Here is a 26,822-nt window from a genome sequence, read left to right as displayed (position 1 = left end):
TAATTATTTCACAAACAAGAAAAGAGGGTGATTATATGAATAAAAGTTTAAAAAGAGTTTCAATTGGTGCTTTAACTGCATTGACGTTCATTACTCCAGTGATCGCCATATCTTGTGGTAAGAAAAGTGCACTTGAAAAAATACAAGATGAGAAAAAGTCACTATTAAAGAAATTTGATGAAACTATAAAACAAGAAAGAACAATTACTTTAAAGATAGATGAAACAAAATTCAATGGAAGCATTCAAAATAACCAACAACTTATTCGTTATATGTTGATTCCAGAATATTTCACTAAAAAGAAAACTTCATTCAATTCAATTATTAAGAACAAAGAAGTTTTACCTCATTTGATTCAATATAATAAATGAACAAATTCAATGTCGCAAGTATTAAAAACTTTCTCCGACACTGAAGACGCTAAAGGTTTGATTAATTCCACACAAACTAACTTAGCTGAAGCAGCAAAACGAATGCTTTCTATTGCTCCTGAAGTATTTTCAATAAAAGAAGTTGTTATCCAAGATAGTAAAAATAAAATCACTACTTATAAAATTGAAGAAGATATGATAAAACATGCAAAAGCAATCTTATTAGATACATGAGATATATTCAAAGTAGCAACAACATCAGAAGTTGAAAAACTTATAGAAAAAATGAATTTAGAAGATCCAATTCAATTTTTAGAATCATATAAAAAATTAATTAAAGAGCCAATAGTTAAAAAGATTATGAAAATGATTAGAGAAAGAACTATCGTTGTAGATGAGACAAAAACTAAGATCAATAAACTTATACATACTTAGCGAAACAAAAAGCTGCCCAAATGGGCAACTTTTTTTATCTAATTTTTAATTTTATCTCTCTTGGAATTCGTTGAAGGCGTGGACTAGTATTCAAAATAGCATGTTCAATATCACTGTAAGTTACTGCATTAATTTAAATAAATCGAATTTACACTTCATTTTCGAGTGAATAACTAATCCACAAACTTATTATATGATTTTCCATTTTAGGTAATTGTCTTACACATTGTAAAAGGCCATAAAAATTAAAAAATACCGAGCTTTACTCAGTATTTATAATTATCTATTAGCTGTTTCAAGAGTCTTTTTATCTATTTTAGTAAATGCTTTAGTTAATTGATTGATATCAACTTTTTTAAGTTTTACACCTTGAGGTATAGTAGTTAAACTACCGAATGAACCATCTCCAAGGCTTATAACATTAGATAAGTTAATTCCTGCAGGTAATGTTAATAGTCCGAAGAATGCACCATCTTCAATAGTTTTTAGATGTGCTAAATCAATATATCTAGGTAAAGCTGTTAATTTTGAGAATGCACCAATACCGACACTTGTTAATTTTGAAAGTTTAACATTATCAGGTAATGATACTAAACTCATGAATGCTTTATATCCAATAGTTGTAAGTTTTGGAAAGACTGTTTTATCTTGCATAAATTCTAAACTTCTAAACGCTTCGTTTCCAATGCTTTCAAGTTCAGGGAATCCAACACCAAGAGGTAATGCCACTAAGTTATAAAATGCATTATCACCAATAGTTTTTACTTTATTTAGATCTGCTTTTGCAGGTAATGCATTTAATGAATAGAATGCACCAACACCGATAGAAGTAACTTTTGAGAAATTAAGTCCATCAGGAATTTCTTTCAGGTGGTAGAAAGCACCATCTTCAATAGTTTCAACTTTAGGGAATTCAACACCCTCAGTTCAACTTGATAACATTCCAAATGCACCCATACCGATTGTTTTAACTTCAGGGAATTTAATTCCAAGAGGTAAATGTTTTAAATTGTGGAATGCACCAGAACCAATTATTGTAAGTTTATTAAAGTTAGTATTACTTGGGAGTGATTCTAAAACGTAGAATGCACCTTCTTCTATTCGTTCTACATTAGCAAACATGTTTCCATTAGGTAATTGTCTTAATCCTAGGAAAGCTCTTTTGCCAATTGTTTTAACATTAGCAAATGCATTTTTCTTAATAGGAATAGAAGTTAGTTTTTCGAATGCTTCTTCTCCAATAGAAGTAACTTTTGAGAAGTCAAAATTCTCTGGTAATTCTTTTAAGTTTTTAAATGCTCCATTTGGAATATGAGAAATTCTAGAGAAGTCAAAATCTTTAGGTAATTTTGTTCACTTACTTGTTGTTTTAACATCATAAGGGAAATTATTTGCAGGAACAATTAATTCCTTTTCAATATCCGCATCACTTTTACCCTTTATGCTTGATTCAACTATGTTTAGTGGAGTTTTTGCATTTTGTGTGTTTGTTTTAATTGAAACTGAGATAGTTCCATCTACCTTAGATGCGATTGTTATATCTGTAATCTCAGTTGTATCAATTGTTTTATTTAAATCAACATTCAACATATCTTTAATAGCTTTCAACTTCGCATCGATACCATTCATATTGTTGATAGTTTCTTTTATTTTTGATGTCTTATTTGTACCTTGGTTAAGTAACTTCATCACCTTAAGTGCATTATTAATTGCAAGAATATTCTGTGTTTGTTTTTCATTAGCTATTTTAGTAATGATTTCTGCGTCAGGTTGCCCTTTTATGATTCCTGTTAATTCTTTTTCTGCAACACTCGCGCCATTTGTAGTTGTTGCAACCACTATGGCAATTGTTCCATCGGACATTGATGTAAGAGTTATATTTTTAATAGTTGTACCATTTTGATCTTTTGGTAAATCTATTCCTATTTCTGTTTTAATCAATTCAAGTTTTTTATCTAAGTTTTTGATTGTGTTAATGCCATCGACAATTTCAGAAACTTTTCTATTTCCTTGGTTAAGTAGTTTTGCTTTCTTTAATAATCCGTCGATAGTTTTGGTGTTGTCTTGTTGTGCTTGGTTAGCTACCGCTAATGCAACTTCACTATCAATAGTTGCATCTGTTTTACCTTTAACCATTACTTTTATTTCTTTATTAGGATTTGTAGCGTTTGCAGTTATTGTTTTAATTGAAATTGAAATCTCACCAGTTTTTGAATCAGCAACTAAAGAAATATCATCGATTATTGTTCCATTATTTTCTTTTGGTAAATTCACATTAGTTAATTTTTTAATAGCAGATAATTTTGCATCAATATCTGTAATCGCATTAACTTCATCAACTATTGTTTGAACTTTCTTAACTTTTTGATCAACAATTTTTGCATCAACAAAACTATTCTTTATATTTTGTTCATTCACTAAAATATCTTTATCAGCTTTTTCGTTATCTAGTTTTGCATCAACCTTCGCATCTGATGTACTTGATACTTTGATTGTTATATCTTTACTTGAGTCAGTTGCACCTGGTGTGTCTGTAGAAATTAATATTAGAACTTCTCCATTTGGAGTTGAAGCTAATATTACATTAGTAATTGTTGTTTCGTTATTTACTTTTTCAAGTTTTACACCGATTTCTTTTTCTATTGCTTTGAATTTATCTTCAATATCGTTAATACCATTTATTTCATTAACTACTTCTGAAGCTTTTCTATTTCCTTGTTTTATTAATTTAGAATTAGTAAATTTATTGTTGATTACGTCAATGTTTGTCTTCTGTGCTTTATCCGCTGCATTTTTAAGGTTTATAGCATCAATTTCAGCATCAGACATACCTTTTATTGTTCCGGTTACGTTTGAAGCTTTAGAAGTCGTATTTGGAGTGTCTGTTGAGATAACAACAATAATAGAACCGTCTGTTTTTGTTGTTAAAGCAATTTGTGTAATTGTTGTTCCGTTATTTTCTTTTGTTAAGTTTGCGCCAGTTAGTTTATTTATGGCTGTAATTTTCGCATCAAGATCTTTAATTAATTCAATCTCTTTCGCTATATCAACCACTTTCCTATTACCTTGATTGTGTAATGTTTTATTTTGGATTTCTTTTTCAATATTTGAAATGTTTGTTTTTTGTAATTCATCTTTATTAACTTTTGGTTTAACCGAAGCAACCTTTAATGCATTATCCGCTTTACCTTTTATTGAACCAAAAACATTCTTAGACGGTGTTGAGGCATTTTGAGTTTTTGTAGAAACAATAATTGTTATAGAACCATCTGGTTTAGATGCAAGAATGATATTAGTTATTTCTGTTCCATTATTATTTTTGTCAAGATTGATGCCAGCAGCATCTTTAAGCGCTTGTAACTTTAATGTCATATCGCTAATACCGTTAATTTTATTTGCGATTTCTGATGATTTAAATTGACCTTGCTTAATAAGGTGTGCATTTAATTTATTTTCAATATCCGCAATATTTTTTGTTTGTGTTTCATTTACTTTATTAATAATAAGTTTCTTGTCTATTTCATTATCTGAAATACCAACAATAGTAACATCTATTGAATCTTTGGGGTTTGATGCATTTAAAGTGTTAGTTGAAATAAGAACGGCAACTGTACCATCCATTTTGGGGGTTAATGTAACATCAGTTATGTTTGTTCCATTCTTTGTGTTTCATAAACTTATATTTGTAGCGTTACTTATGGCTTTGATTTTCTTTTCAAGATCTTTAATAGAATTAATCTCTTTTGCAAGTTCTTCAACTTTTTTATTACCTTGTTCAATAAACCTTGCGCTACTAAATAATTCCTTAATAGCTTTTAGGTTTTTAGGTTTTGATTCATTTGCTTTTTTAGTTAAATCTTCTTTGCTTGTTTTTACTGGTTGTGTTGTTGGTGTAACATTTTTATTCTTTTCTTCTGATTTGTTGTCACTACCACATGAAACAGCAGTTGCAACTGGCACTGTCAAAGCTGCTGTTATGGCTCCTAACGACTTTAAATTCTTCTTCATTTTCATTCCCCTTTTTTAAAATTAGTTTTTAACTTAAACTATTATACTAAAATATTTTTTAAAGCAAAATAGAAAACAATGAATATTTAGTCATATACCTTGAAAAAATGATTAGCTTTATCGCATATAATAACTTATTAAAATCTATGATTGTTCATTAAAATCCGTAAAAAAAATGCTGCAAGCACTTTCCAATAATTAAAAGGAAAAGTGGCAGCATGATTGCAAAATGCTAAGTATTTAAATTAGTTTTGCTCTTCATATAATTCAACAAAAAGAACTTCAAAATTAGATGCTCAAGCCTTTTTAAGGATTCTTCGCCTTTTTATTGAACCCATTTTATTTATATTAAATATTATTAAGGTATTAATGCATCTTAACCTATATTTGTTTTGATACTTAAATAATTGTTCGGTTAATTTTTTACCACTTAATCTAGAATCGGTTGAAGACTTCAATTCTAAGAAAAGGTATTTATTCATTTTGGAGAGGATGAAGTCTATTCTGCTATTTTCTTCCGGATTGAAAGCGTTGGATTCAGGCTGGTATAAAATTGAATATTTTCTAAACAACATTTCCGGTAAATCTTTAGTTATTTTTTCATGAACTTCAGTTTCAAAACTTCTTTTAGAAACTTTATATTGATTTTTAGCAATCTCTTCTATCAATGGGAAAATTTCCATTTTGAATTGTTGATTAAATTCTTCTAATGTTTGATCATCATTTAAGTATCTATAAAAATCATCTATTTGAAATTGTTTATTTTTGAATTTAGGATTTAATATTTCACCTGTTTTAATTAATCAAATCTTTTTAATGAATCTCTTTTCATTCTCGGTTGCCACTTCCTCCATTAATTCATTAATTTCCATTTTTTTCTGAATATGTTGTTCGCCACTTATATATGAAAAACTAATTAAATTCTCAATGAATAAAGGAACCACCAATTGTAAATTACCTTTTTGAATTTCTTTATACACCCTTTCTTTCAACAATGAAAAGTATCATTCTATTAAACCAAATTTAATTAAATCATTTACCAATGAAACATACACAGATTTACTTCTTCAAGTCTCAAAGAAATTGTCGTATCATTCAACTGTTTGGACTTTATTAATATTTTCTTTCAAAAATGAAAAATCAGATTTTAGCATTTCACAAACCAATTTCTTAAAGAATTCAACATCCACTTTTTCATTTTTAAACAAAAGCTCGGTCTTATCTTTAAATTGATAATATTGATAAAGATTCAAGGGGATTCATTCCAATTGCTTCGATCTCTCTTTAGATTTTTTAGAATTATAAAAATATTCATTATAAACGTTTCAAAATAAAGAGTCGTTCGTATGGGGCAACAATGTTATAAACTCCTCTTTTTCTGGGAAATCAATTTCTCGAAGTAGAGGTGTGATAATTTTATTCAGTGCATATTGATTTTTAAAAGTCGCCATCTTAGCAAAATTCTCTTTTTTCTTGAAGTATGAAATAACTTTTTGATTAATCATTGTCTCATTTAACTCTGAATATCAAGATTCTTCTTCTTCGAATTTATTAGAAAATTGACTTTGATTTAATTTTATATACGGTATGTATACCAACAAGAATGGTGATATTTCTTTTACATCGGGTTCCCATCCAAGTTTAAATAATATTTGCAAAATTGGTTCTGTATTTTTTATGATTTTATGAAAATTGGTAGATTCAGAAAATATTTTTTTAATTTTTTCTAATATTTGTTTTATAAATCCTTCCGATACTTCACCTTCCACCTTTAATTCAACTATTCTTTTTAGGGGTTTATTATCATATTTGTTGAATAATTCTTTTATATTTGAGTTATTAAATGATAATACTCTTTCTTTTAATTCTGTAAAAGGAATTAAAACTGTTTGCTCTATTTGGGAATCCCTTAATTGAATCCACTCTTTCATTTCCACTTCTTCAAAAAGTTGATAGTATTTTCAATCAAAATATTCCTCAAAGAATTCAGAACTGATTTGTATTGCATAATTGTCATATTTCTTATATATTTTTTCAATATCTCTTTGATAATTGTCATGAATCTTTTTTAAATATCCACTAAATTTTTGAGGTCCTACTTTTAATATTATTTTTTCATTAGTTTTATGATCCAATCCTTGCGTTAGTAAAAAGAGGGTTAGAGACTCGAATTCTTCATTATGCAACATCCATTCTATGAAATTTCATAGAACATCCTTTTCATATGTTGAATATTTTGTGAATTTAAAATATTTTAAAATTTCCAATGCCTTATTCTTGTTATAAATCATCAAAAAATGGGTAGCGGTTTCGATGGGTCCTGCGTAATTAGAATATTCTTCTATTTTTATATTATTGATAGATGTTTTATTAAATATGTATTCAATGACTTTACACCAACGTTCCCCAGTTGGATATTCTCCTTGAAATTCTTCTCATTTAATTTTTTTTACAATACTTTTTAATTGAGTAAAAAACTTTTTTTCTTTGATGGCAAGAAGCTTCAGTGTGTTTATGTATGAATAAACAGCTTTTTTTGCTTTTGTTTTATTTAAAATACCACTTTGTAAATTGGAAATATATTCTTCTGGCTCAATAGATTCCATTATTTTTTTGGAATCATAAAAGATCAGAGTTCCATCATAATGGATATCATTAGAACACATTATTTGCAATCTAGATATCAACTTTGTAAATTTATTTTTAGTCACTCTTTCACTTCCATAAGTGAGTATTTCTGTAAGTTCATCAGATCATTCTTGAACAGAAATAAACATAAAGAAGAATAAATTATTTTGTATTAATCTTCATTTCAAATCCAGTTTCTCGTCATCCATCATATTTATTATTTGCGCTGTTTCTTTGAAGGATATTTGCGCCCCAAAATTATTAAAATATGAAATGAAAGAATTTTTGATATGTGCAAATCTTTTGATGAAACAAATCACGAAAAATGACGGAATTGTTTTAGATTTAAAGTACACTCTTTCATCATTGAATTTATTTGTTAAAACATCTTTTTCAATTAAATCTTGAATAGATATATGAGTAGAGTTATTAAAGTTGTATTTTCTTGTAAATTCAAACAAATCATATTTATTCATGTGAATCTTACCTTCTATTAAAACTTTAAAAGATAAAATTGATAAAAAATCAAATTCAAATTCGTTTATTTTTGATTCGCTTAAAAAGAAATTTTCCATTTTTTGATAAAGTTTATTTTTACCTTTAATTTTAAAATCAAATAAAAATCTTGGATTAATATCTTGGACAGTTTTAAACTCAATTTTTATTAGTGAATCTATTTGATAAGAAATCGTTTCTGGCCTTGAAAAAATTATTACCCCTTCACTCTTGGATGTTGTAACTCATGTAATTATTTCTTGCGCTTTTTCCAAAGGAACTTCGTCAAGATTATCAATTATTATATTCGAGCAAATATCATTCCTTTTAATCTCTTGAGATTTGAATATTTTTTTATTTGAATATTCACTTATCTTTTTCGAAAAATAAGTTTTACCCATTCCTCCTTGCGCAATCATTAATATATTTTTATTTGTATTTTTCAAGAAAATCCTTATTGTTTCTTTAGTAAAAGTTTTGCCACTTTCTTTTATATTGAAAACTCTATCCAACTCTTCATTTTCATTAAAATTATTCATATTGAAATTATAGTCTCATAAAATAAAAAAACTAATAAAAATAAGTTTTTTTATTTCCATAAAGCTACAAATAACGTGGTTCAATTATCGATATTTTTTTAACCTTATTCTTAGGAATTGGATTGATGATAGTGTGTTACAATGCGTTGTTTTTAATATATATGCTCGATTGTTATGAATTCAACTGAAAAAAATAAAAGACTTTATAGCCTTTTATTAAATATGATCATATGAGAATTCCAATATATCTTCATCTTCTACATTTTGTAAGTTAACATATAAACCTGCATACTTATGATTTATGTAATACAGAGGGTAGAAGTGTCTATCTCATTGTTTGTTTGATTCTCCTCATTTATTTGTTTTGGTTTTTTTATCATCCGCAATTCCTTTAAAACCAAATTCATATAATGCACCATTATTTCTTCCAAGATTAAAGTTGAATCTTTTAGACTTAGTTAAAATAGTTGATACCTTGTCTCCACTTTTTCAATTTGGTATATCTAATATCTCTGTATAGGTCTTTCTATCTGCAATAACAACAATAGCAACCTGTTTACCTGGTAAATCCTTAACCTTCTTTAAAACACTGTTATAACTTTGGTTAGTTAGATACATGCTACCACCCGTGTTTGGTGTTGTGTCTTTAGTTATTGAAAGATTATCTAATTCTTTATAAACACCATACTTAGTTTTAGTGTTACTTATAGTTTTCGGTGTATCCCCATTGGAAGGTAAATAATCATGATTCATTTTCTTTCGAAGTTCTTTATTCTGTCATTTTACAAATACTTCTTCTGTTACAAAAATTGTAACTATAGCTGACGTTGATAGCAACGCTAATATTATTGTAATGAAAATTGCTAGTTTTGGGTTCTTGGTTATTTTAAACGCAAACACTTCTCCATCATAAAATTTTGATGATGATAGTTTAAACACTTTTTGAATTGGTATTGCAAGAAGCACTACCAAGAACATTGTTGTAAATCCTTCAATAAGGTTTACCGGTAATGCAGTAATAATTCTTATCCTTGCATATTCAGGACCTTGTATTGCAAGATCTAAGAAGTAGTATCAAAACCCAATTGACATACCCATTATGAATCCTCAGAAAGCAAAGAAGTATATGCTCTTTATCTTTAAGGAAATTAATTTAGAACCAAATGCAATGACTGGTCAAATTAATCAATACATTATTCATCAATAACCCACACCATAAATAGCGATGATTATTAAGTTAAACGATGCAATCAAAATACTTAGGTCAAGTATAGGTAAAAAGATACCGAATATAATAAATAAGAATGTTGTAGTTTCTATACCAGGAACAAATCCAAAAGCATATTTGAATACAAGAAGTAATGCTAAAAACATCCCCAACAACGCAATACGTTGAGGTGTTATTTTAAATGCTTTTTTCAATGTTGTTTTTTCTTTCATTTATCCCTTTACTTATGATCTACTACTATTAAGTTTTTATGGTTGTAATCACGCATGTTATTTAACATACCTATTAATTCTTCTCTATGTCTTGTTAATTCAATTGGTAGAACCATTTTCACTTCTGTATTTCAAACTGGTGCAGAGTAAAATTCTGTTCAAAATGAAGAAAATACTTCAAATTCATATCTTGTAAGACCAATTGGAGTTTTAAGAACTTTACCCGTTTTATTTAATCTAGTTGGATAGTCAGGGTTCAAAATAAATCAAGTATTCTTTTTATCCACGATTTCTTTTTGTCTTTTATCCCATGAACTTATATCATTGGAATTAATTAGGTTCCCCAGTAAAAGATTTCATCTTCATTTAGCTATGTCTTTCTTAACTAAAATGTAACCAAAATTATTAATTGTTACAGGGTGTTTTTTAGCTTCTGATATATCAACGTTTTTTGGTGTGTCAACATACACATTGTTTCAATACTCTCTACCTTTTTGATCTTTATTCAAGACATCAATAAGTTCTTTTCTATTATGCTTAATATCTATAGGTAGATATCTTTTAGTTTTTTGTTTTTGAGGGTTTTCCAAAAGTATTTTTGTTATGAATTTAGATAAACTCATCAACTCATCTTTGTTTAGTTTTATTGGTTTATCACTTAAATGAGAATTATCATTTCTATCAAGCAAATCAATGTAGAAAGTATTGTTTTCATCATTTAAAACCTTTTTCATTAATAGGTCACCATGAGAACCTTTTGTTTGGATATTGGTCGAAGAGATAAAGTGTTTTCCAGGTTCAGCATCAGCTTCCATCCTTGCTTTCTCATCAGCATCTCTCAACATATCAAAATTAATAAGTTCATAAGTTGTATGGATTGTATATGGAACCTCAACAAACTTTGCTTCTTGTTTGGGTGTATTTTTGTTTGAGTTAGTATTTTTATTCTGTGCGTCATTCTTCCCATTGGAACAAGCAACAACTGCAACCATTGGTGTAGCGACAACAACTAGGGTTGCTAAGCTCATTTTTATTTTTTTCATAATGACTTCCTTTTATTCGACAACTGTAATCATTCAATGAGAAGTTGGTTTCACTTTATTTATTAGTTCTACTATCAGTTTTCTATCGTGTTTAATGCCTGCAGGTAATTTTTCTTGGTGTTTTCCATACTTCATAAAAATCTCTGTATAGAATTTAGCAAGTATGTCGAACTCTGTTTTATTTAACTTGAATGTTGTGTTTAAAACTTTACCTGGTTTAGCGTTTTTAATCCTACTACTTTTAATTAATAGTTTTGGATATGATACGTCAAATATAAATTCTTTATTAGTGGATTTATAAATATTCTTTGATGTAGCTGAATCAAAATGCATATTTGCTTTTGAAAGTATACTTTTTCTTCCTGCTTTTTTAATTGTTTCTTCATTTAATATATTGAATATATTACCAATAGTAACTGATTGAACTTGTGGTGTTGTTTTTACCTTAGGTGTTACTTTAGTTACTTTGGGTTTTGGGTTTGTTTTAGAATCAGGGGTATTGATTCCTGCGCTAGGTGTTTTTGGACTTTGTGGCTTTGTTTTTTCTTCTTTACCACATGAAATTACTGTGGCTATTGGCAATGCGACCATTGCTGTTGATAGGATCCCTATCTTAATTTTTTTATTCATTTTTGCTCCTTTTTTATAAAATAAAATGCACAACTTGTAATAAGTTATTGCATTTAAAGGGCAATAACTTTATCCTTAGTAAAGTATAGTTTTGATCATAAATAAGTTTTCCGGCTTTACGGTTGCTAGGACAGCTGACTGAGTCATTCCTTTTACATTTATTCTTAGCTTTTCATTTGTGCTATTTTATTATATTCCAAAATACATTTTTTATTTGAACTTGTTAAAACAAGTACTCGAATATAAAAAAGTTATATAATAAAAAGGAAATATTTAAAGGAGAGAATATGAAAACTAAAAAGATTACAATGGGAGTTTTAGCTACTGCAGTAGCAATTACACCCGTTATTGCCGTTTCTTGTGGAAAGCAAGATAAAGAGAAAACAAATTTCGAAAAATTCATGGAGTCTAAAAAAACTCTTGAGAGCAAGATAGATAAATCTCTAAAACTTAACGAAACAACCAATATATCTACCAACCTTGAAAAAGAAGCTGAAATCAAAAAGAGCGTTATTAAAATCTTTATGATGGAACCACTTTTCGCAAGAAATAAATTCTTAAATAAATCAATAACAAAGCACGATGCTTCATTATCAAAAACATTTGCTTATGATGAATGAACTGAAAAAATAATGAAAGCCAATAATGCAAACACAAGTGCAAAAAAATGGTGGAGGTTTCTCAAACTAATGCTAAAAAAATAGAATCTGTAATAGAAGAAATCACAAGCATTAAAACTATTGTTGTAACTAAGAAAGACTCAACAAAAGAAAGTTTTACTTTTACCGATGAAATGAGAAAAGATATTAAAAAGTACTCAGTAGCTTTATGAGAAATCTCAACATTAGTAGCTTCAAAAGAAGGTAACAAATTCCTAGGACAAATGATGAATGCTAAACCAGAAGAATTATCTAAGAATCCTTTTTCAAAAACAAAAGAGGGTAAAGAATTGGTAACTCAATTTGCTGTTCTTAATAAAATTGCAAGCAAACTTGCAAAAGAAGTTGAAACACTTACTTCAAAAGCCGTTAAATAAAAGCAACACAAACGTGTTGTTTTTATTTTTTTGCAATAAACAAACATCAATAAAAACGGGTCGAGGTCTTATGATCACAAAACACAAAAGTCGACTTTTAACTTTATACAATTACTAATATTGTTTATACCTTTTATACTAGGAATTACTTTAGGTGCATCAGCACTTAACAACTCAGGTTCTATAGCATTATCTTTCTCTAATATTCATTCGATTACCCATAAGTATCTCAACATAACAATGGTCCAAATCTAACTTTGAAAATATATTCATATCATTTAGAAATGTGTTGATAGGTGCTTAAATAGGGAAATATCCAGTAATGGGAGTATATATTCATCACTTGAAAATCAACGCATTTTTAAAGAATGGTTTTTAATTTTTAAAACATAATTATTTTGAAAAATATTTTCTATACACATTCAGAGTTTTTCTTTATTTTGTACTATATAATACTCTCGCATGGTAGTTTCAATCAAAAACTATCTATGTTAAAAATAAAGAAATATTAAGGAGAGAATTATGAAGAATAAAAAGAAAGCAGTATTAAGCTTAGGTGCAATCGCCGCCGTTATAGCACCTTTAGCAACTACAATCGCCTGTGGTAATCAAGCACCAGAAAAACGTGTGATTAAACATCATTCAAGCGCTACACTGACACAATATAAACAAGCATCACAAAAGTTAATCAATAAATTAACGAATTCATTAGAAAGTGGAAACCCTGTAGAACTACAATCTGCAATCGAAGAGTACTTAAGCATTGCTAACAATGCAGAAATGCAAGACAGTCCAGAAAGTGCAACAATTAAAAATCTTGTTAACCAAATTAAAAAATTAACAGAAAACAATATTAAACATCTACAAACAATTAAAGATCTTAAAGAAGAGAAATTAAAATCACTTCAAAAAGACGAAACTGAACAAAAGACTTTAATTAAAACTATCAACAACAACCTAGATGGTCTATCAGGTATGGGCGGAACATTAAACAACGTTGTTAAAACTGCTTTACAAAAAATTGGGAAGATTCAATCAAAAATGGCAGATGTTAAAAATGATATTACAAATGTAGCTAAGACAATAGGTCAATTAAAACAAGTTGTAACTAAGCCAGCTGTTAAGAAATCTATTAAACCAGTTAAGGCTCAACCCGTAAAGGCTGCTAAAACAACACATAAACCTGTTGTAGCAGTTAAAAACCCAACCCATGTCAAAGATACTAAGGAAATTTCCAAGAAAGCTGTAAAGGCTATTAAAAAGCCAAACACTAAGAAAGCAACTAACGCTAGTGAAGGTATCTATGCACCAACATCACTAACAAGGGAATTCAATAAAATATTTGACACAGAAAGATATAACGAAATAGTTAAACACACAAATCTTTCACTTGTAAATAAAGAAGATAGATTAAAAGCTTCAAAAGGAATGTTTAACAATGATATCTTCAACGATTCAATTGCTCCTTCATTAGCAGGTAGGGGATACCTACTAGAAACTAAAAAAGGTAAACCAACTAGATTATGATTTAGAAAAATGGAAGTTGGTCAAACATCTACTGAAAAAATCGGATTTGATACAGTTACATATACAATCACAAAAATTGGTAAAGTAAATGCTAATGGTGACTATGAAAACGTAGAATACAAGAAAGTTACAGAAGATGGTGTCTCACGTTATATTGAAAAAACAGGTAAGAAAACATTCGAAGCTTCAAAATACGGAGATATATTCCTTTCATTCCAAGGTAATGATTTTGTTTATAGAGCTCAAGATAGTACAAAATCATACGTAATTAACTTTGGTAGTTATGTAAGAAATCTATTAGGAGATTTCATTAATGATGAAATTGTTAGACTAGGTAAAAAATCATTTGCAACACCACACGAAATTGCTCAAATTATTTTAAACAAATATTTCAATGGCCTAAACTTAAAAGTTGTTTCATTCAAAATTAACAAAGATAATTCAATCGGAAGAATATATGTAGCAAGAAAATAGCAATTAATAAAAACAACACAAACGTGTTGTTTTTTTATTCTTCTGGTGTTGCTGGTAATGCAATTAATTCATCAATAATTTGATCAACTTCTTCTCATGATTTTGGTGGACAACCAGATGCTCTAATGTGTCCTCCTCCGCCATGTGCAATAGCAACTTCTGATGTGTTACATCCAAGTGATCTGAATTCAGCAATAATACCTTCTTCAGGATCTTTATCAGCCATTTCTACAAAGATAGCTCATCTATCGTAACCTTCGATGTTTGCCATTTGGTTAACTTTGATTTTAAGGTTCTTACCTCCATATTTTTCTGAATCTTCTTTTGAAGCTTTTAAATATGTAAGGTTACCTTTGAATTGCATGTTATTTAAAATGTATTGTGCCATTTCAATATCATCTTTTGTTCTTCTTTTTAGTTGTTGGTAAAGGAAGTCCATTTTCTCATTTGAAATGTGTTCTAGTAATCCGCTGAATGCTAATACAGGGTGTGGATTAGCTCTTGAATATACGAAGTTTCCTGAATCTGTAAGGATACCAACTCCTAAGTGGAAAGCAATGTTTTCATCAAGTTCCACACCAAGAGCTTTAGCTAGTTCTACCGCTTGTAATGATGATGCGATTCATGTTGATTCAATTCACATAATATCGTAATCATAATCAGGAGTATTTCTGTGGTGGTCAAAACATATTTTTGTTTCACCTTTTAAGAACTCTTCTTTTCTATCAATTCTATTGATAGCTGATGTATCACCAATAACTGTTGTTCATGTTTCATCAATTGAATCTCTAATAATTGATTCATCTAATTCGATTCATGGGAATCTATCAACAATAGCTTCTCTATTAATTACTCAAGCTATTTGTTTTTCTGGGAAAATTTGTCTAAGTGCAAGTGCAAATCCGTATGAAGAAGAAAGTGTATCTCCATCTGGGTTTATGTGGTGGAATAAAGCGATCTTATCTGCATTTTTTAATGCTTCTACAATTTGTTGTTTCATAATATCTCCTTATTCAGCAGCAATTAATGCTGTGATGATTTCCTCTACTTCATTTCAATCTTTTGCTTGAACTCCAGCAGCCCTTACGTGACCTCCACCATTAAACTTCATAGCAACTTTTGAAACATTACATCCAAGTGATCTTGTTGAACCCTTAATATACATGTTTCCTTCTTTATCTAACACTTCAGTAAATAGAGCTCATCTATCGAAACCTTCGATGTTCCCCATTCTATTAACTTTCATCTTAACGTCTTTTTCTTCAACACCAAGTTCTTCTAAATCTTTCATTGTTACTTTTAAGTAAGTAAGATTTTCTTTGTATTGAACATTGTTTCACATGAATTTTTCAATATCAATATCTTTCTTAGTTCTTCTTCTCATTGAATTGAATAAATGGTCGATTTGTGAATCTTCCATAAATCCTAATAAGAATCCGTAAGATTTCATTGGCATTGGATCACCTAGTGAGAATGCAAAGTTTCCTGAATCTGTAAGGATACCTACAGCTAAGTGGAAAGCAATATCTTTATCAAATTCAACTTCAAGTGCTTTAGCTATTTCAACAGCTTGTAATGATGAAGCAATTCATGATGATTCTTTTCAGAAAATATCATATTCCATAGTTGCATCATTTTGGTGATGGTCGAAACATATTTTCATTTTTCCTTTTAAGAATTCTTCATTTCTATCAATTCTTTTAATATCAGATGTATCTCCAACAACTGTTGTTCAAGTTTCATCAATTGAATCAATAAATACTTCTTCTTTAAAATCAATGAATTCAAATCTTCTAAAAAGATCTTTTTTGTTGGCAACAACCTTGATTTCCTTTTCGGGGAACTTACTTCTTAGCGCAAGGGCTAAACCATATGAAGAAGAAAGTGTATCTCCATCTGGGTTTATGTGGTGGAATAAAGCGATCTTATCTGATGCTTTAATTCCCTCTATTATTTTATTTAACATATCACTCCTTTTATTTAGTAAATTATACATATTAGAAACAACCTTAAAACATAATTGATAAATAAAAAAACAAGTACAATTGCTTAATTTAATATTATTTTATAATTTATATAATTATATTTTTATTCATGATAATCTCAATCTCTAACGCCATCATGATGTGAACATGCACCTCTTCCTTTAGCATTAGAAAAAGTACCATCATTACATTGTGTATCACCTTCATGGCACGAAATTGCCGTTGCAATTGGCACAACCACAATCGATGTAAGGGTACCGAAACCTATTATTATCTTTTTCATTTTCTTGAACATATAATCAATATTAGCAAATTCACTGGTATTGCAATATATTTATTTATGTTGAAATCTTTTTGACGAAATAAAAAAAGCCGTTAGGCTTATTTTTTTATTTATTAATTCTGAAGTGACATACATCTCCATCTTGCATGATGTAGTCTTTTCCTTCTAATCTAGCTTTTCCGGCATCTTTAGCACCTTGTTCACCATGATTGTCAACATAGTCCTGGAATGCAATAACTTCAGCTCTAATGAACCCTTTTTCGAAGTCTGTGTGGATTACACCAGCACATGCAGGAGCTGCCATTCCGTTTTTAAATGTTCAAGCTCTAACTTCTAATACACCAGCAGTAAAGTAAGTAGCAAGATTTAGTAGTGAGTATGTAGCTCTAACAAGTCTGTCAAGTCCTGATTCTTTAACACCAAGATCATCAAGGAACATTTGTTTATCTTCACCTTCTAGTTGAGATAGTTCATGTTCGATTTGAGCTGAGATACCAATAGCACCTGCTCCTTGTTTTTTAGCTTCTTCTTCTAATGTTTTGAATAATGGAGAATCTTCTGGATTAGCAACAAATGATTCATGTACATTTCCTACATAGATAATTGGTTTAAGAGATAGTAAGTTGTAACCTCTAGCAGTTTTGTATTCATCTTCTGTTAATTCCACTTTACGAGCAGGAATTTCAGCAAGGAATGCTTCTTCAAGTTTCTTAGCAACTGTTAGTTCATGCAGAAGAACTTTATCTTTAGTAGCAAGAGCTCTTTTTTCAACTCTTTTAAGTACGTTTTGAACTGTATCCATATCAGCAAATAGAAGTTCTAAATTAATAACTTCCATATCTCTAACAGGATCAACTGAACCCGAAACGTGAGTAATGTTTTCATCTTCAAAACATCTAACTACTTGAACAATAGCATCTGTTTCTCTAATGTTAGCTAAGAACTTGTTTCCAAGACCTTCACCTTTTGATGCTCCTTCAACTAAACCTGCGATATCTGTAAATTCAAATGTTGCTGGTAAGATTCTTTCTGGTTTTACGTATTCAGCTAGTGCGTCTAGTCTTGAATCCGGAACGTTAACCACACCTACGTTTGGTTCGATTGTTGCAAATGGGTAGTTTGCCGCCTCTACTTGTGAATTTGTGATTGCGTTAAATAATGTTGATTTACCTACGTTTGGTAATCCTACGATTCCTGCTGTTAATGCCATATTGACTCCTTTATTTATATATGTTTTCTATTTTTATTGTGCTACTGTATGATGCGTTAGTTTCTAACTCACCAGTCTTCTCTTTATGTTTGTTAACAATAGCTATAGCGAAAGAAACTCCAACTACTGCGCCAGCTGTGATTGCAATGATAATAACTGAAAAAATAAGTCTTCTAATTCTCTTTTTATTTTGTTTATTTCTTGCATCTTTATCAACAGAAATTTCTTCTGTTAAATCTAGTTTCTTTTTCATACACCCATTATAGCAAATCGAATGTAATTTTTTTATATTATAGGGAATATTCACACTTCAAAAAGAGTACAATCTTATTTGTACCTTATTAAAGGGTTGAAATGCTTAGGGAGGCAATTATGTATAGAGTATATTCAGGTGGACACATCGAAGTAATCACAGGACCAATGTTTTCAGGTAAGTCAGAAGAGCTTATAAAAAGAATTAAAACATTGGGTTTCGCTAAAACAAAAACGTTAGTTATCAAGCCAATGATGGACGATAGATGAGAAAAAGGTAAGATCATTTCTCGTGCAGGTTCATCAATCGATACCAAACAAATGAACAAGGCTTCAGAGATTCTAGAAGAGTGAAATGAATCATATAAAGCTGTTGCTATTGATGAAGCTCAATTCTTTGGGGATGAACTTGTTGAAATCGCAACAATCTTAGCTAACAAGGGTGTAAGAGTTATTATTTCATGTCTTGATACAGACTTTATGGGTAAACCTTTTGCTAGTGCTCCACAATTACTAGCTGTAGCGGAGTTTGTAACTAAACTTCAAGCAGTATGTTTCAAGTGTGGAAATCCTGCATCTAAAACACTACGTAAAACCGATTCTCAAGAAACAGTTGTAGTTGGAGATTCAGAGTATGAAGCAAGATGTAGAAATTGTCACCAAGAAGGAATGAACAACAAATAAAAAAAGAGACCTAATCATAAGGTCCTTTTTTTCTTATAAGTTTTTACTATGCAACCCCATATTCTTAAGTTAACCACTAAAAAATGGCGAAAAAAAATGGGGCGGATGACGGGAATTGAACCCGCGAATGTCGGTACCACAAACCGATGTGTTAACCACTTCACCACATCCGCCATATTTTGTTGCAAGTATTTTTGCTTAATTATTATACATAAATTTTTATCACATTTTTTAAAAACATTAAAAAAACTCTAAGCGAGTTTATTTATTATTTCTTTAAAAAGAATATTAGCTTTTTCAGTTTCTTCGTTTTCACATCACATCAATGTATGGATATATACTAATCTAACTATTTTTTGTAAATCAGTCAGATTATATTTAGAAAATTCAGACACCATCATAGGATCAATATTAGAGAAAGCAATAAGATAAGCATAATCTAAAACTAATCAACCATTCATGGATCATTCTAAGTCAATTAAATAAGCTTTTTCTTCATTAACTAATATATTCCCTGGATTAATATCTCCATGAATAAACCCTTTGGGGAATCCTTCTAGGAATTTACTTAATTCATCAAATTCTTCTAAAAGATTTTTAGAAATGTTGGTTGTGTCCCTATATGCATAAAGACCAAACTCAAATTCCGTATTCTCTTGAGGTTTAATCTTATGGAATTGTTTTATTTCATTAAGTACTTTAATACAATCTGATTTATTTGCAAAGTCAGGTTGTGCACCTTCAATCCATTCTTTTATAAGAGTACCATCTTCACCAATGAATTTAATCATTGTTGGTTCATATTTTTTGTATGCATAGTTATTCTTTGATTGAATCATTCGTCTATCAGGCATTTTAACTTGATATTTAGTGCCATTGTTTAATTTGACTAAGTAGTTCTCATTGGAACTACTTCCGCCCTTTAAATCAACTATTTCATTGATATCTTCCGCTTTTATATTTGTTTTATCAATTAATAGTTCTTTAACTTTATCTTTCAATTTCATATCCTTTTTGTACGAATATTCCATTAATTGCAATTCTAATTCTTGTTACACATGGATAAGCAAATATTGCACTAAATCCAAATGCAGATCAAACAACTATAGAGTTTGCTGCTGCTGAATATGCAACAGGTCCATAACCTCATTGTGCATATGAACCTCACATTACAATCCCAGCAGTAAAGTGAGATAGGAATGTTAGAACGAATGCAATAGTTATGAACAAGAATACTCATAATTTATTTTCGAATCTTAAAACTAATCCAGGAATAATTGCTAATGATAATACAGGGATTACATAGTCTAGTAAATATTCAAGGAAAACGTATTTTACACCTTTAACATAAGTTATCCCATGGATAAAGAAAGTTGGTGCTAATCAAGCTATTATAAAAATATAAATAGACATTGTTATACCTGATATCTTTCATCCGAATACTAAGGATATTATTGGTAACAATATATAGATTAATTGAAACTTAATCCCTGGCATTAGTTCTGGTATTAATGAGTTTATTGATTTTGCTGCAATGAACATAGAAAGAATCAATGCGCATATAACCATTTCTCTTATTGAGAACTTAAATCAAAATCCTTTTTTGTTATCTTGATCTTTTTTAATATTTTGTTGTGTTTTTTTCATATAAAAAGTCCGCTTTCTGAGCAGACGAAAGTAAAGATAGCTCCCGACGCGAGTGTTAACTCAACCGGTAATAAGAGTGCTTCTCAACCCCATTTAAGGAGTGCCCCTGCTCTTCTTTAATTATATCTAAATTAAAAAAGAAAGAAACATTTTATTGATAACCTAGTATTTTAAATTTAATGAATATAAAACGTTACACATGATGGAATAAAAAAATCTACACCGTATTTACGTGTGTAGAGTTTTATTTGTTTAATTATTTTTTAGTGATAATTATTTTCTAAGTTTGAAGAATAATCCGAATGATACTATTGCTAGTAACACACCACCAATAACTGATAATGCAATTACGGCTGGTTTCTTCTTATCTGGTTTAGATTCTTCAACAGTTGCAGCTTTAGCTTGTTTTGAAGCGTTTGTAGCTTTATCTACAGCTTCTGAAGATTTCTTCGCATCTGCTTTTGCTTTATTCGCATCCTGAATAGCTTTGTCAGCTTTAGTTTTTGAAGAGTCTGCATCTTGTGCAGCTTTATCAGCGGCAGCTTTTGCAGCTTTTGCATCAGCCATAGCTTTTGCTTTATCAGCAGGAGTTGCATTTTTCATAGCGTTTGCAGCAGCTACAGATTTCTTAGCAGCTGTTACAGAAGCATCAGCTTTTGTTTTTGCAGCTTGCGCACCTTTATCAGCAGCAGTTGCTTTTGTTTGTGCAGCTTTTGCAGCTTTAACCGCTTTATCAGCAGCAGCTTTTGCAGCTTTGTTTTTAGGATCTACATTTTTTGCTTTAGCTTGTGCATCAGCTAGTGCTTTATCAGCATCAGCTTTAGCTTTGGCAGCATCTTTTGCAGCTTGGTCAGCAGCTTTTGCTTTTGCATCTGCAGCTGTTTTAGCAGCGTTCGCAGCATCAATAGCATCTTTTATTTTCTTAGCTTCAGCAGCAGCTTTTGCATCAGCGATTGCTTTTGCTTTTGCAGCGTCTTTTGCAGCATTTTTTGATGCATTAGCATCTGCGTTTGCTTTTGTTGCTTTCGCAATTGCTTGTGAAGCATCTGCAGTTGCTTTATCAGCAGCTTGTGCAGCTGCATTAGCAGCAGCTTTTTTTGTTTTTGCATCGGCCATAGCTTTTGCTTTATCGGCTGGAGTTGCTGTTTTAACAGCTTCGGCAGCAGTTACTGAAGCATCTGCAGCTTTTTGTGAAGCTTTTGCTTTTGCATCAGCATCTGTTGCTTTTGCTTTTGCTTCATCAGCAGCGGCTTTTGCAGTTTGAGCATCTTTAACCGCTTGATCAAGAGCAGCTTTTAGAGCAGGATCTTGATTCGCAGCGGCTTTTGCTTTTGCATCAGTTAGTGCTTTGTCAGCATCTTTTGCTTTTGCTTTTGCACCGTCTAATGCTTTTTGAGCATCAGAAGCTTTTGTTGCTGCTTTTGTAGCATTTGCTTTTGCGTCTGCGATTTCTTTAGCGATTCTATCTTGTTCTTTTTTATCAGAAACAGCTTTATCAGCAGCTTGTTTTGAAGTATTCGCAGCTTTGGCAGCTACCGCTTGGTCAGCATCAGCTTGTGCAGCTTCATGTATCGCTGTATCAGCTGCATGTGCAGCAGCATCCGCAGCTTTCTTAGCAGTTTTAAATGCTTTTTCTTTTGCAGCTTTATCAGCAGGAGTTGCATTTTTCATAGCATTTGCAGCAGTTACTGAAGCATCTGCTTTTGTTTTAGCATCAGCGGTAGCATCTTTTGCGGCTTGAGCTTTTGTTGCCGTAGCATCCGCAGCATCTTTTGCAGCTTGAGCATCATTAACAGCTTTATCAAGCACAGCTTTTAGAGTAGGATCTTGGTTTGCAGTAACTTTAGCTTTTGCAGCATCTAATGCTTTTTGAGCATCTTTTGCTTTTGCTTTTGCAGCGTCTAATGCTTTTTGAGCATCTGTATCTTTTGCTGCTGCTTTCTTAGCATCAGCAGTAGCTTGAGCTAAGTCAGCTGCAATTTCAGCATCTTTTGCAGATTTGTTTGCTGTTGTTTTTGCTTTTGCGGCATCAGCGATATCTTGTGTTGCAGTAACGTGTGATGCATGAGCTTTAGCAATCGCGGCATCCGCTGCGGCTTTTTTAGTTTTTGCATCAGCCATAGCTTTTGCTTTATCAGCTGGAGTTGCTGTTTTAACGGCTTCGGCAGCAGTTACTGAAGCATCTGCTTTTGTTTTTGCATCTTGCGCATCTTTATTTGCAGCTGCAGTTGATGTTACAGCTTTATCAGCGGCATCTTTTGCGGCTTGAGCATCCGCAACAGCTTTATCAAGTGCAGCTTTTAGAGTAGGATCTTGGTTTGCAGCAGCTTTTGCTTTTGCGTCAGCTAGTGCATCTTTTGCAGTTTGAGCATCTTTAACAGCTTTATCAGCAGCAGCTTTTGCAGTTGCGGCGTCTTTTGTAGCTTGTGTAGCTTTATCTTTTGCATCTTTAATTTCTTTTTCGATTCTAGCTTGTTCTTTCTTACCAGAAACAGCAGTATCAGCAGTTTTCTTAGAAGCATTTGCTGTTACAACAGCTTTATCGAAAGCTGCTTTTGATTGTTCAGCAGCAGTTTTTGCATTGTTAGCAGCTTGTGTTGCAGCATCTGCAGCTTTTTTCGCAGCTTTTGCATCCGCAACAGCTTTAGCTCTATCCGTTGGTTTTGCTGTTTTAACAGCTTCGGCAGCAGTTACTGAAGCATCTGCAGCTTTTTGTGCATCTTTAGCTTTTGTATCAGCTTCTGTTGCTTTTGTTAATGTAGTATCAGCAGCATCTTTTGCGGCTTGAGCATCCTTAACTGCTTGATCGAGTGCAGTTTTTAATTTAGGATCTTTATTTGCAGCGGCTTTCGCTTTTGCGTCAGCTAATGCTTTTTGAGCATCAGAAGCTTTAGTTGTTGCATCGGTAACAGCGTCTTTTGCAGTTTTTGCATCAGCGGCAGCTTTTTTAGCAGCGGCTTTTGCAGCAGTTACGGCGTCATCAGCATCTTTAGCTTCTTTTGCAGTTTTTGCATCTGCAGCAGCTTTTATAGAAGCATCTGCAGCTGTTTTAGCTGTAGCGGCGTTTGCTTTCGCTTTTGCGGCAGCAGTTGCAGCGGCTTCAGCATCTTTCATAGCTTGATCAGCAGCGTCTTTTGCAGCCTTGGCAGCAGCAACAGCCTTAGCTCTATCCGCTGGAGTTTTCGCATTCTTAACAGCTTCGGCAGCAGTTGCTGAAGCATCTGCAGCTTTTTGTGCAGCTTTTGCTTTTGTATCAGCATCAGCAGCTTTTGCTTTTGCCTCGTCAGCAGCGTCTTTTGCAGTTTTTGCATCTGCAGCAGCTTTGTTGAATCCTGCTGTTAATTTAGGATCTTTATTATTTGTTGCAGCGGCATCCGCAGCTTTTGAAGCTGTATCAGCATCAGTAGCTTTAGTTGTTGCATCACCAAGTTCTGATTTTGTTTTTGTTGCATCTGTGGCAGCTTTTGCAGCAACAGCTTTTGCAGCAGTTATAGCATCCGCAGCATCTTTAGCTTCTTTTGCAGTTTTTGCATCTGCAGCAGCTTTTATAGAAGCATCTGCGGTTGCTTTAGCTTTAGCAGCTTTTGTTTTAGCTGTTGCGGCAGCAGTTGCGGCAGCTTCAGCATCTTTCATAGCTTGATCAGCAGCAGCTTTTGCAGCTTTTGCAGCAGCAATAGCTTTTGCTATATCTGCTGGAGTTGTTGCATTCTTAACAGCTTCTGCGGCAGCTATAGAATCTTCAGTTGCTTTCTTAGCAGCTTTTGCTTTTGTATCAGCATCTGCAGCTTTTGCTTTTGCATCGTCAGCAGCGTCTTTAGCGGTTGTTGCATCAGTAGCAGCTTTCTTGAATCCTGCTGTTAATTGAGGATCTTTATTTTTTGTTGCAGCAGCATCAGCAGCTTTTGCAGCAGCATCAGCATCTGCAGCTTTAGTTGTCGCATTACCAAGTTCTGTTTTTGCATCTGTGGCAGCTTTTGCAGCATCGCCATCTTTTGTTTTAGCATCAGCAATTGCTTTATCCAGGTTTGCGGCAACTGCATCTTCCATAGCTTTTTTAGAAGCCTTAGCAGTATCTAAAGACTTACCAATAGCAGTCTTCGCTTTTTCAGCAGCTGTTTTAGCTGCTTTCATTTCCTTAACCGCTTGTTCAACCGCTTCCATAGCAGTTTTCATTGCTTTTTCTTTTGTATCTTTATCAGCAGCACTAGCTTTTTTTCATTCATCTTCAGCTTTTGTCGCATCTTCGATAGCTTTCGTTACAGCATCAGCTTTTGTTTTTGCTTCTTGAGCAGCTGTTTCTGCAGCAGTTATTAATTTAACAGCAGCATCTGCATCAGCAACCGCTTTATCTACAGCAGCTTTAACTGTTGCATCTGTCACATCTGCATTTTTAGCAATTTCATTAACTTTAGTTTGTAAATCTTTTGCTTTTGTTGTTTCTGGTTTTGCATCATTAAGTGCTGTTTCAATTGCTTTGATATCAGCAGCAACAATTTCTTCATCCTTTTTACCAGTTACAACTGTTGAAAGTTTAACTGTTCTAGTTCCAGTCTTTACAGCACTTGATTTAATTTCAATTGTTAATTCCCCTGTTGGTCCAGCAATTAGTTTGTAATCTTTGAATTGTTTTGGGTCAACGAATTTGTCTAAGTCAATTCCAAATAGAGTTTTTAATTCCGCTTTTTTCTTATTTAAATTAGCAAGGTTATTAAATGCACTAGCTATTTCAGAAAGTCTTTTACCATTTTGATTAATTAGTTTTGCTTTATCAAGTTCAATTTGAGCATCAACATATTGTGATTGTTCTTCTTTACCAATATTAACAAGCATATTTCTCTGCTTCTTCTTAATTAATTTAAGACCTGGTTTTATTCATTCATCATGACCTGAATGAGCAATTTCAAGACTTCAGTCACCATATTGAGGCGTCACTTTTTTGTTTTCAGCATTAACGGCATGTATACCACCATCTTTACCCAATAATTTTTTATCGGCAGTATCTCAAAGCATAAATGAATTATAGAAAGAATGTTGAACTTTAACTGGAGTTTTATCAGTTGCAGAAGTATTTTTAAATAAATCAGTTTTAAAATCTGAGAATACTAAAATATCATCAACACCCGTTAGATCAGCAAGATCAAATTCAAATTGTAATTTACCATCTCCATTTGGACCAACTTGCGTATCTATTTGCGCTTTAAGAGGCATATCTTTTTGTTGAGCCTCTCAAGTAGCCTTATAACCAACTGGATCCTTAAGCTCAAACCCAAGAATTTTAGCGATTTTAACGAAGTTCTCAAATTTAAATTGTTCTTTTTTGACAACGTAATCATATTTTAAATATCTTTGTGTTCCGTTCATCTTCGATCTGTCAACTTCTAAATCAATTGGAAGCATCAGTGCTTGTATTTTTGTTCACTTTTCTTTACCTTCCATCATCGCTGCTCCAAGTGATCCATAAAATGTATCTGTAGATCCAGTGAATTTGTAAACAGCTTTTGGATTCTTAACATGGAATGGGAATACTCTTGTGTGAAGTGTAAATTTTGTCACTTCTTCATTAGCTGCTGCATAAGCATTTACACTATTGGCAACCTTATTAGAAACGTGACCCGCATTCTCTTTGACTATATCTCTTTCAATCTTTTGTATTTCTTCTTGAGTTGTTGCTCCAGTATTCTTAATTCTTTCTTGTGTCTTTTCTTGAATCATTTGTTCATAACTCACAACATTTTGTTGACTTTGTAGATATTTAATTGATTTTGAATCATTATTTTCTACAGCTTTCGTATTCATAACTGTCATTGCTGCTGCTGCAGTTAATGCTGCTGTAGCTGTTGTAGCTATAACAACTTTCTTATTTATTTTTTTCATTTCTCTCCCTAAGCGCCTAAAAGCCCTTTTGGTATTACCTTGAAACAATTTTTAGAAAACATAATATATATTTTAAATTTGTGATTTTGTATTTGGCGATACTTTGGTTTTGGCGTTTTGATTTATTTTTTTAATTGGAATAGTAGTTTTTTGTCCCATTCCTATATATTCTAATAATAGCAACACACCTTTATTTTAAAAACTTATTCAATGTTATTTAAAACTTACACAACAAAAAAAGTTTAAAAATACATAAAAAAA

Annotated in this window: 18 protein-coding genes, 1 tRNA gene and 1 riboswitch; of the genes, 5 read left to right on the top strand and 14 right to left on the bottom strand. The window is 31.5% G+C overall.

Annotation, left to right across the window (positions count from 1 at the left end; genetic code table 4):
- Positions 1-35: 35 nt before the first annotated feature.
- Positions 36-806 (top strand): hypothetical protein, encoded by a 771-nt coding sequence (locus ACOMC1_RS00660; RefSeq protein ID WP_420330726.1) that lies wholly within the window; start codon positions 36-38, stop codon positions 804-806.
- Between the two features lie 279 nt (positions 807-1,085).
- On the opposite strand, the gene ACOMC1_RS00655 is transcribed toward ACOMC1_RS00660, so the two are convergent.
- From ACOMC1_RS00655 to ACOMC1_RS00635, 5 genes are all read right to left on the bottom strand, one after another.
- Positions 1,086-4,814 (bottom strand): leucine-rich repeat protein, encoded by a 3,729-nt coding sequence (locus ACOMC1_RS00655; protein ID WP_420330725.1) that lies wholly within the window; start codon positions 4,812-4,814, stop codon positions 1,086-1,088.
- Between the two features lie 245 nt (positions 4,815-5,059).
- Positions 5,060-8,476, bottom strand: coding sequence for a hypothetical protein (locus ACOMC1_RS00650; RefSeq protein ID WP_420330724.1), 3,417 nt, complete (start codon positions 8,474-8,476; stop codon positions 5,060-5,062).
- 216 nt (positions 8,477-8,692) lie between these two features.
- A complete protein-coding gene (locus tag ACOMC1_RS00645; protein WP_420330723.1) occupies positions 8,693-9,916 on the bottom strand; it encodes a hypothetical protein in 1,224 nt (407 codons plus the stop codon).
- 8 nt (positions 9,917-9,924) lie between these two features.
- Positions 9,925-10,959: a hypothetical protein gene (locus ACOMC1_RS00640; RefSeq protein WP_420330722.1), complete on the bottom strand. Its 1,035-nt coding sequence runs from the start codon at positions 10,957-10,959 to the stop codon at positions 9,925-9,927.
- Between the two features lie 12 nt (positions 10,960-10,971).
- Positions 10,972-11,589: a hypothetical protein gene (locus ACOMC1_RS00635; protein WP_420330721.1), complete on the bottom strand. Its 618-nt coding sequence runs from the start codon at positions 11,587-11,589 to the stop codon at positions 10,972-10,974.
- 287 nt (positions 11,590-11,876) lie between these two features.
- On the opposite strand from ACOMC1_RS00635, the gene ACOMC1_RS00630 reads away from it, so the two are divergent.
- The 3 genes from ACOMC1_RS00630 (at position 11,877) to ACOMC1_RS00620 (ending at position 14,626) form a co-directional block, all read left to right on the top strand.
- Positions 11,877-12,293, top strand: a complete 417-nt coding sequence (locus ACOMC1_RS00630) for a hypothetical protein (RefSeq protein WP_420330720.1) — start codon at positions 11,877-11,879, stop codon at positions 12,291-12,293.
- Entirely contained in the window at positions 12,257-12,625 is a 369-nt protein-coding gene (locus tag ACOMC1_RS00625) for a hypothetical protein (protein WP_420330719.1), read from the top strand. Before ACOMC1_RS00630 ends, ACOMC1_RS00625 begins: the two co-directional genes overlap by 37 nt.
- Positions 12,626-13,147: 522 nt before the next feature.
- On the top strand, positions 13,148-14,626 hold the full coding sequence (locus ACOMC1_RS00620; RefSeq protein ID WP_420330718.1) for a hypothetical protein: 1,479 nt from the start codon (positions 13,148-13,150) through the stop codon (positions 14,624-14,626).
- Between the two features lie 34 nt (positions 14,627-14,660).
- Here ACOMC1_RS00620 and ACOMC1_RS00615 read toward each other — a convergent pair whose 3' ends face one another.
- The 5 genes from ACOMC1_RS00615 to ACOMC1_RS00595 all read right to left on the bottom strand — a co-directional run bounded on the left by ACOMC1_RS00615 (position 14,661) and on the right by ACOMC1_RS00595 (position 18,357).
- The gene (locus ACOMC1_RS00615) at positions 14,661-15,626 is read right to left on the bottom strand and encodes a DHH family phosphoesterase (RefSeq protein WP_420330717.1); all 966 of its coding nucleotides are present in this window, start codon (positions 15,624-15,626) and stop codon (positions 14,661-14,663) included.
- Positions 15,627-15,635: 9 nt separating this feature from the next.
- Positions 15,636-16,592 (bottom strand): DHH family phosphoesterase, encoded by a 957-nt coding sequence (locus ACOMC1_RS00610; RefSeq protein WP_420330716.1) that lies wholly within the window; start codon positions 16,590-16,592, stop codon positions 15,636-15,638.
- A 122-nt stretch (positions 16,593-16,714) separates the two neighbouring features.
- On the bottom strand, positions 16,715-16,906 hold the full coding sequence (locus ACOMC1_RS00605; protein ID WP_420330715.1) for a hypothetical protein: 192 nt from the start codon (positions 16,904-16,906) through the stop codon (positions 16,715-16,717).
- 94 nt (positions 16,907-17,000) lie between these two features.
- A complete protein-coding gene (gene ychF / locus ACOMC1_RS00600) occupies positions 17,001-18,104 on the bottom strand; it encodes a redox-regulated ATPase YchF (protein ID WP_420330714.1) in 1,104 nt (367 codons plus the stop codon).
- A 10-nt stretch (positions 18,105-18,114) separates the two neighbouring features.
- Positions 18,115-18,357 (bottom strand): hypothetical protein, encoded by a 243-nt coding sequence (locus ACOMC1_RS00595; protein WP_420330713.1) that lies wholly within the window; start codon positions 18,355-18,357, stop codon positions 18,115-18,117.
- 119 nt (positions 18,358-18,476) lie between these two features.
- On the opposite strand from ACOMC1_RS00595, the gene ACOMC1_RS00590 reads away from it, so the two are divergent.
- A complete protein-coding gene (locus ACOMC1_RS00590) occupies positions 18,477-19,040 on the top strand; it encodes a thymidine kinase (protein ID WP_420330712.1) in 564 nt (187 codons plus the stop codon).
- A gap of 97 nt (positions 19,041-19,137) precedes the next feature.
- Here the strand turns inward: ACOMC1_RS00590 and ACOMC1_RS00585 are convergent.
- The 4 genes from ACOMC1_RS00585 to ACOMC1_RS00570 form a co-directional block, all read right to left on the bottom strand.
- Positions 19,138-19,213: transfer RNA gene (locus ACOMC1_RS00585), tRNA-His, on the bottom strand.
- A gap of 78 nt (positions 19,214-19,291) precedes the next feature.
- Entirely contained in the window at positions 19,292-20,047 is a 756-nt protein-coding gene (locus ACOMC1_RS00580) for a phosphotransferase (protein WP_420330711.1), read from the bottom strand.
- Positions 20,031-20,687 (bottom strand): energy-coupled thiamine transporter ThiT, encoded by a 657-nt coding sequence (locus tag ACOMC1_RS00575; protein ID WP_420330710.1) that lies wholly within the window; start codon positions 20,685-20,687, stop codon positions 20,031-20,033. Before ACOMC1_RS00575 ends, ACOMC1_RS00580 begins: the two co-directional genes overlap by 17 nt.
- A 24-nt stretch (positions 20,688-20,711) precedes the next feature.
- Positions 20,712-20,805, bottom strand: a riboswitch (TPP riboswitch).
- Positions 20,806-20,960: 155 nt separating this feature from the next.
- Entirely contained in the window at positions 20,961-26,561 is a 5,601-nt protein-coding gene (locus ACOMC1_RS00570) for a hypothetical protein (RefSeq protein ID WP_420330709.1), read from the bottom strand.
- Positions 26,562-26,822 lie beyond the last annotated feature (261 nt).

The sequence above is a fragment of the Mycoplasma todarodis genome (assembly GCF_965212735.1).
Lineage (GTDB): Bacteria > Bacillota_I > Bacilli_A > Mycoplasmatales > Metamycoplasmataceae > Mycoplasma_K > Mycoplasma_K todarodis_A.
The sequence above is the reverse complement of the archived record's forward strand: the minus strand, read 5'-3'. Positions and strand labels throughout refer to the sequence as shown.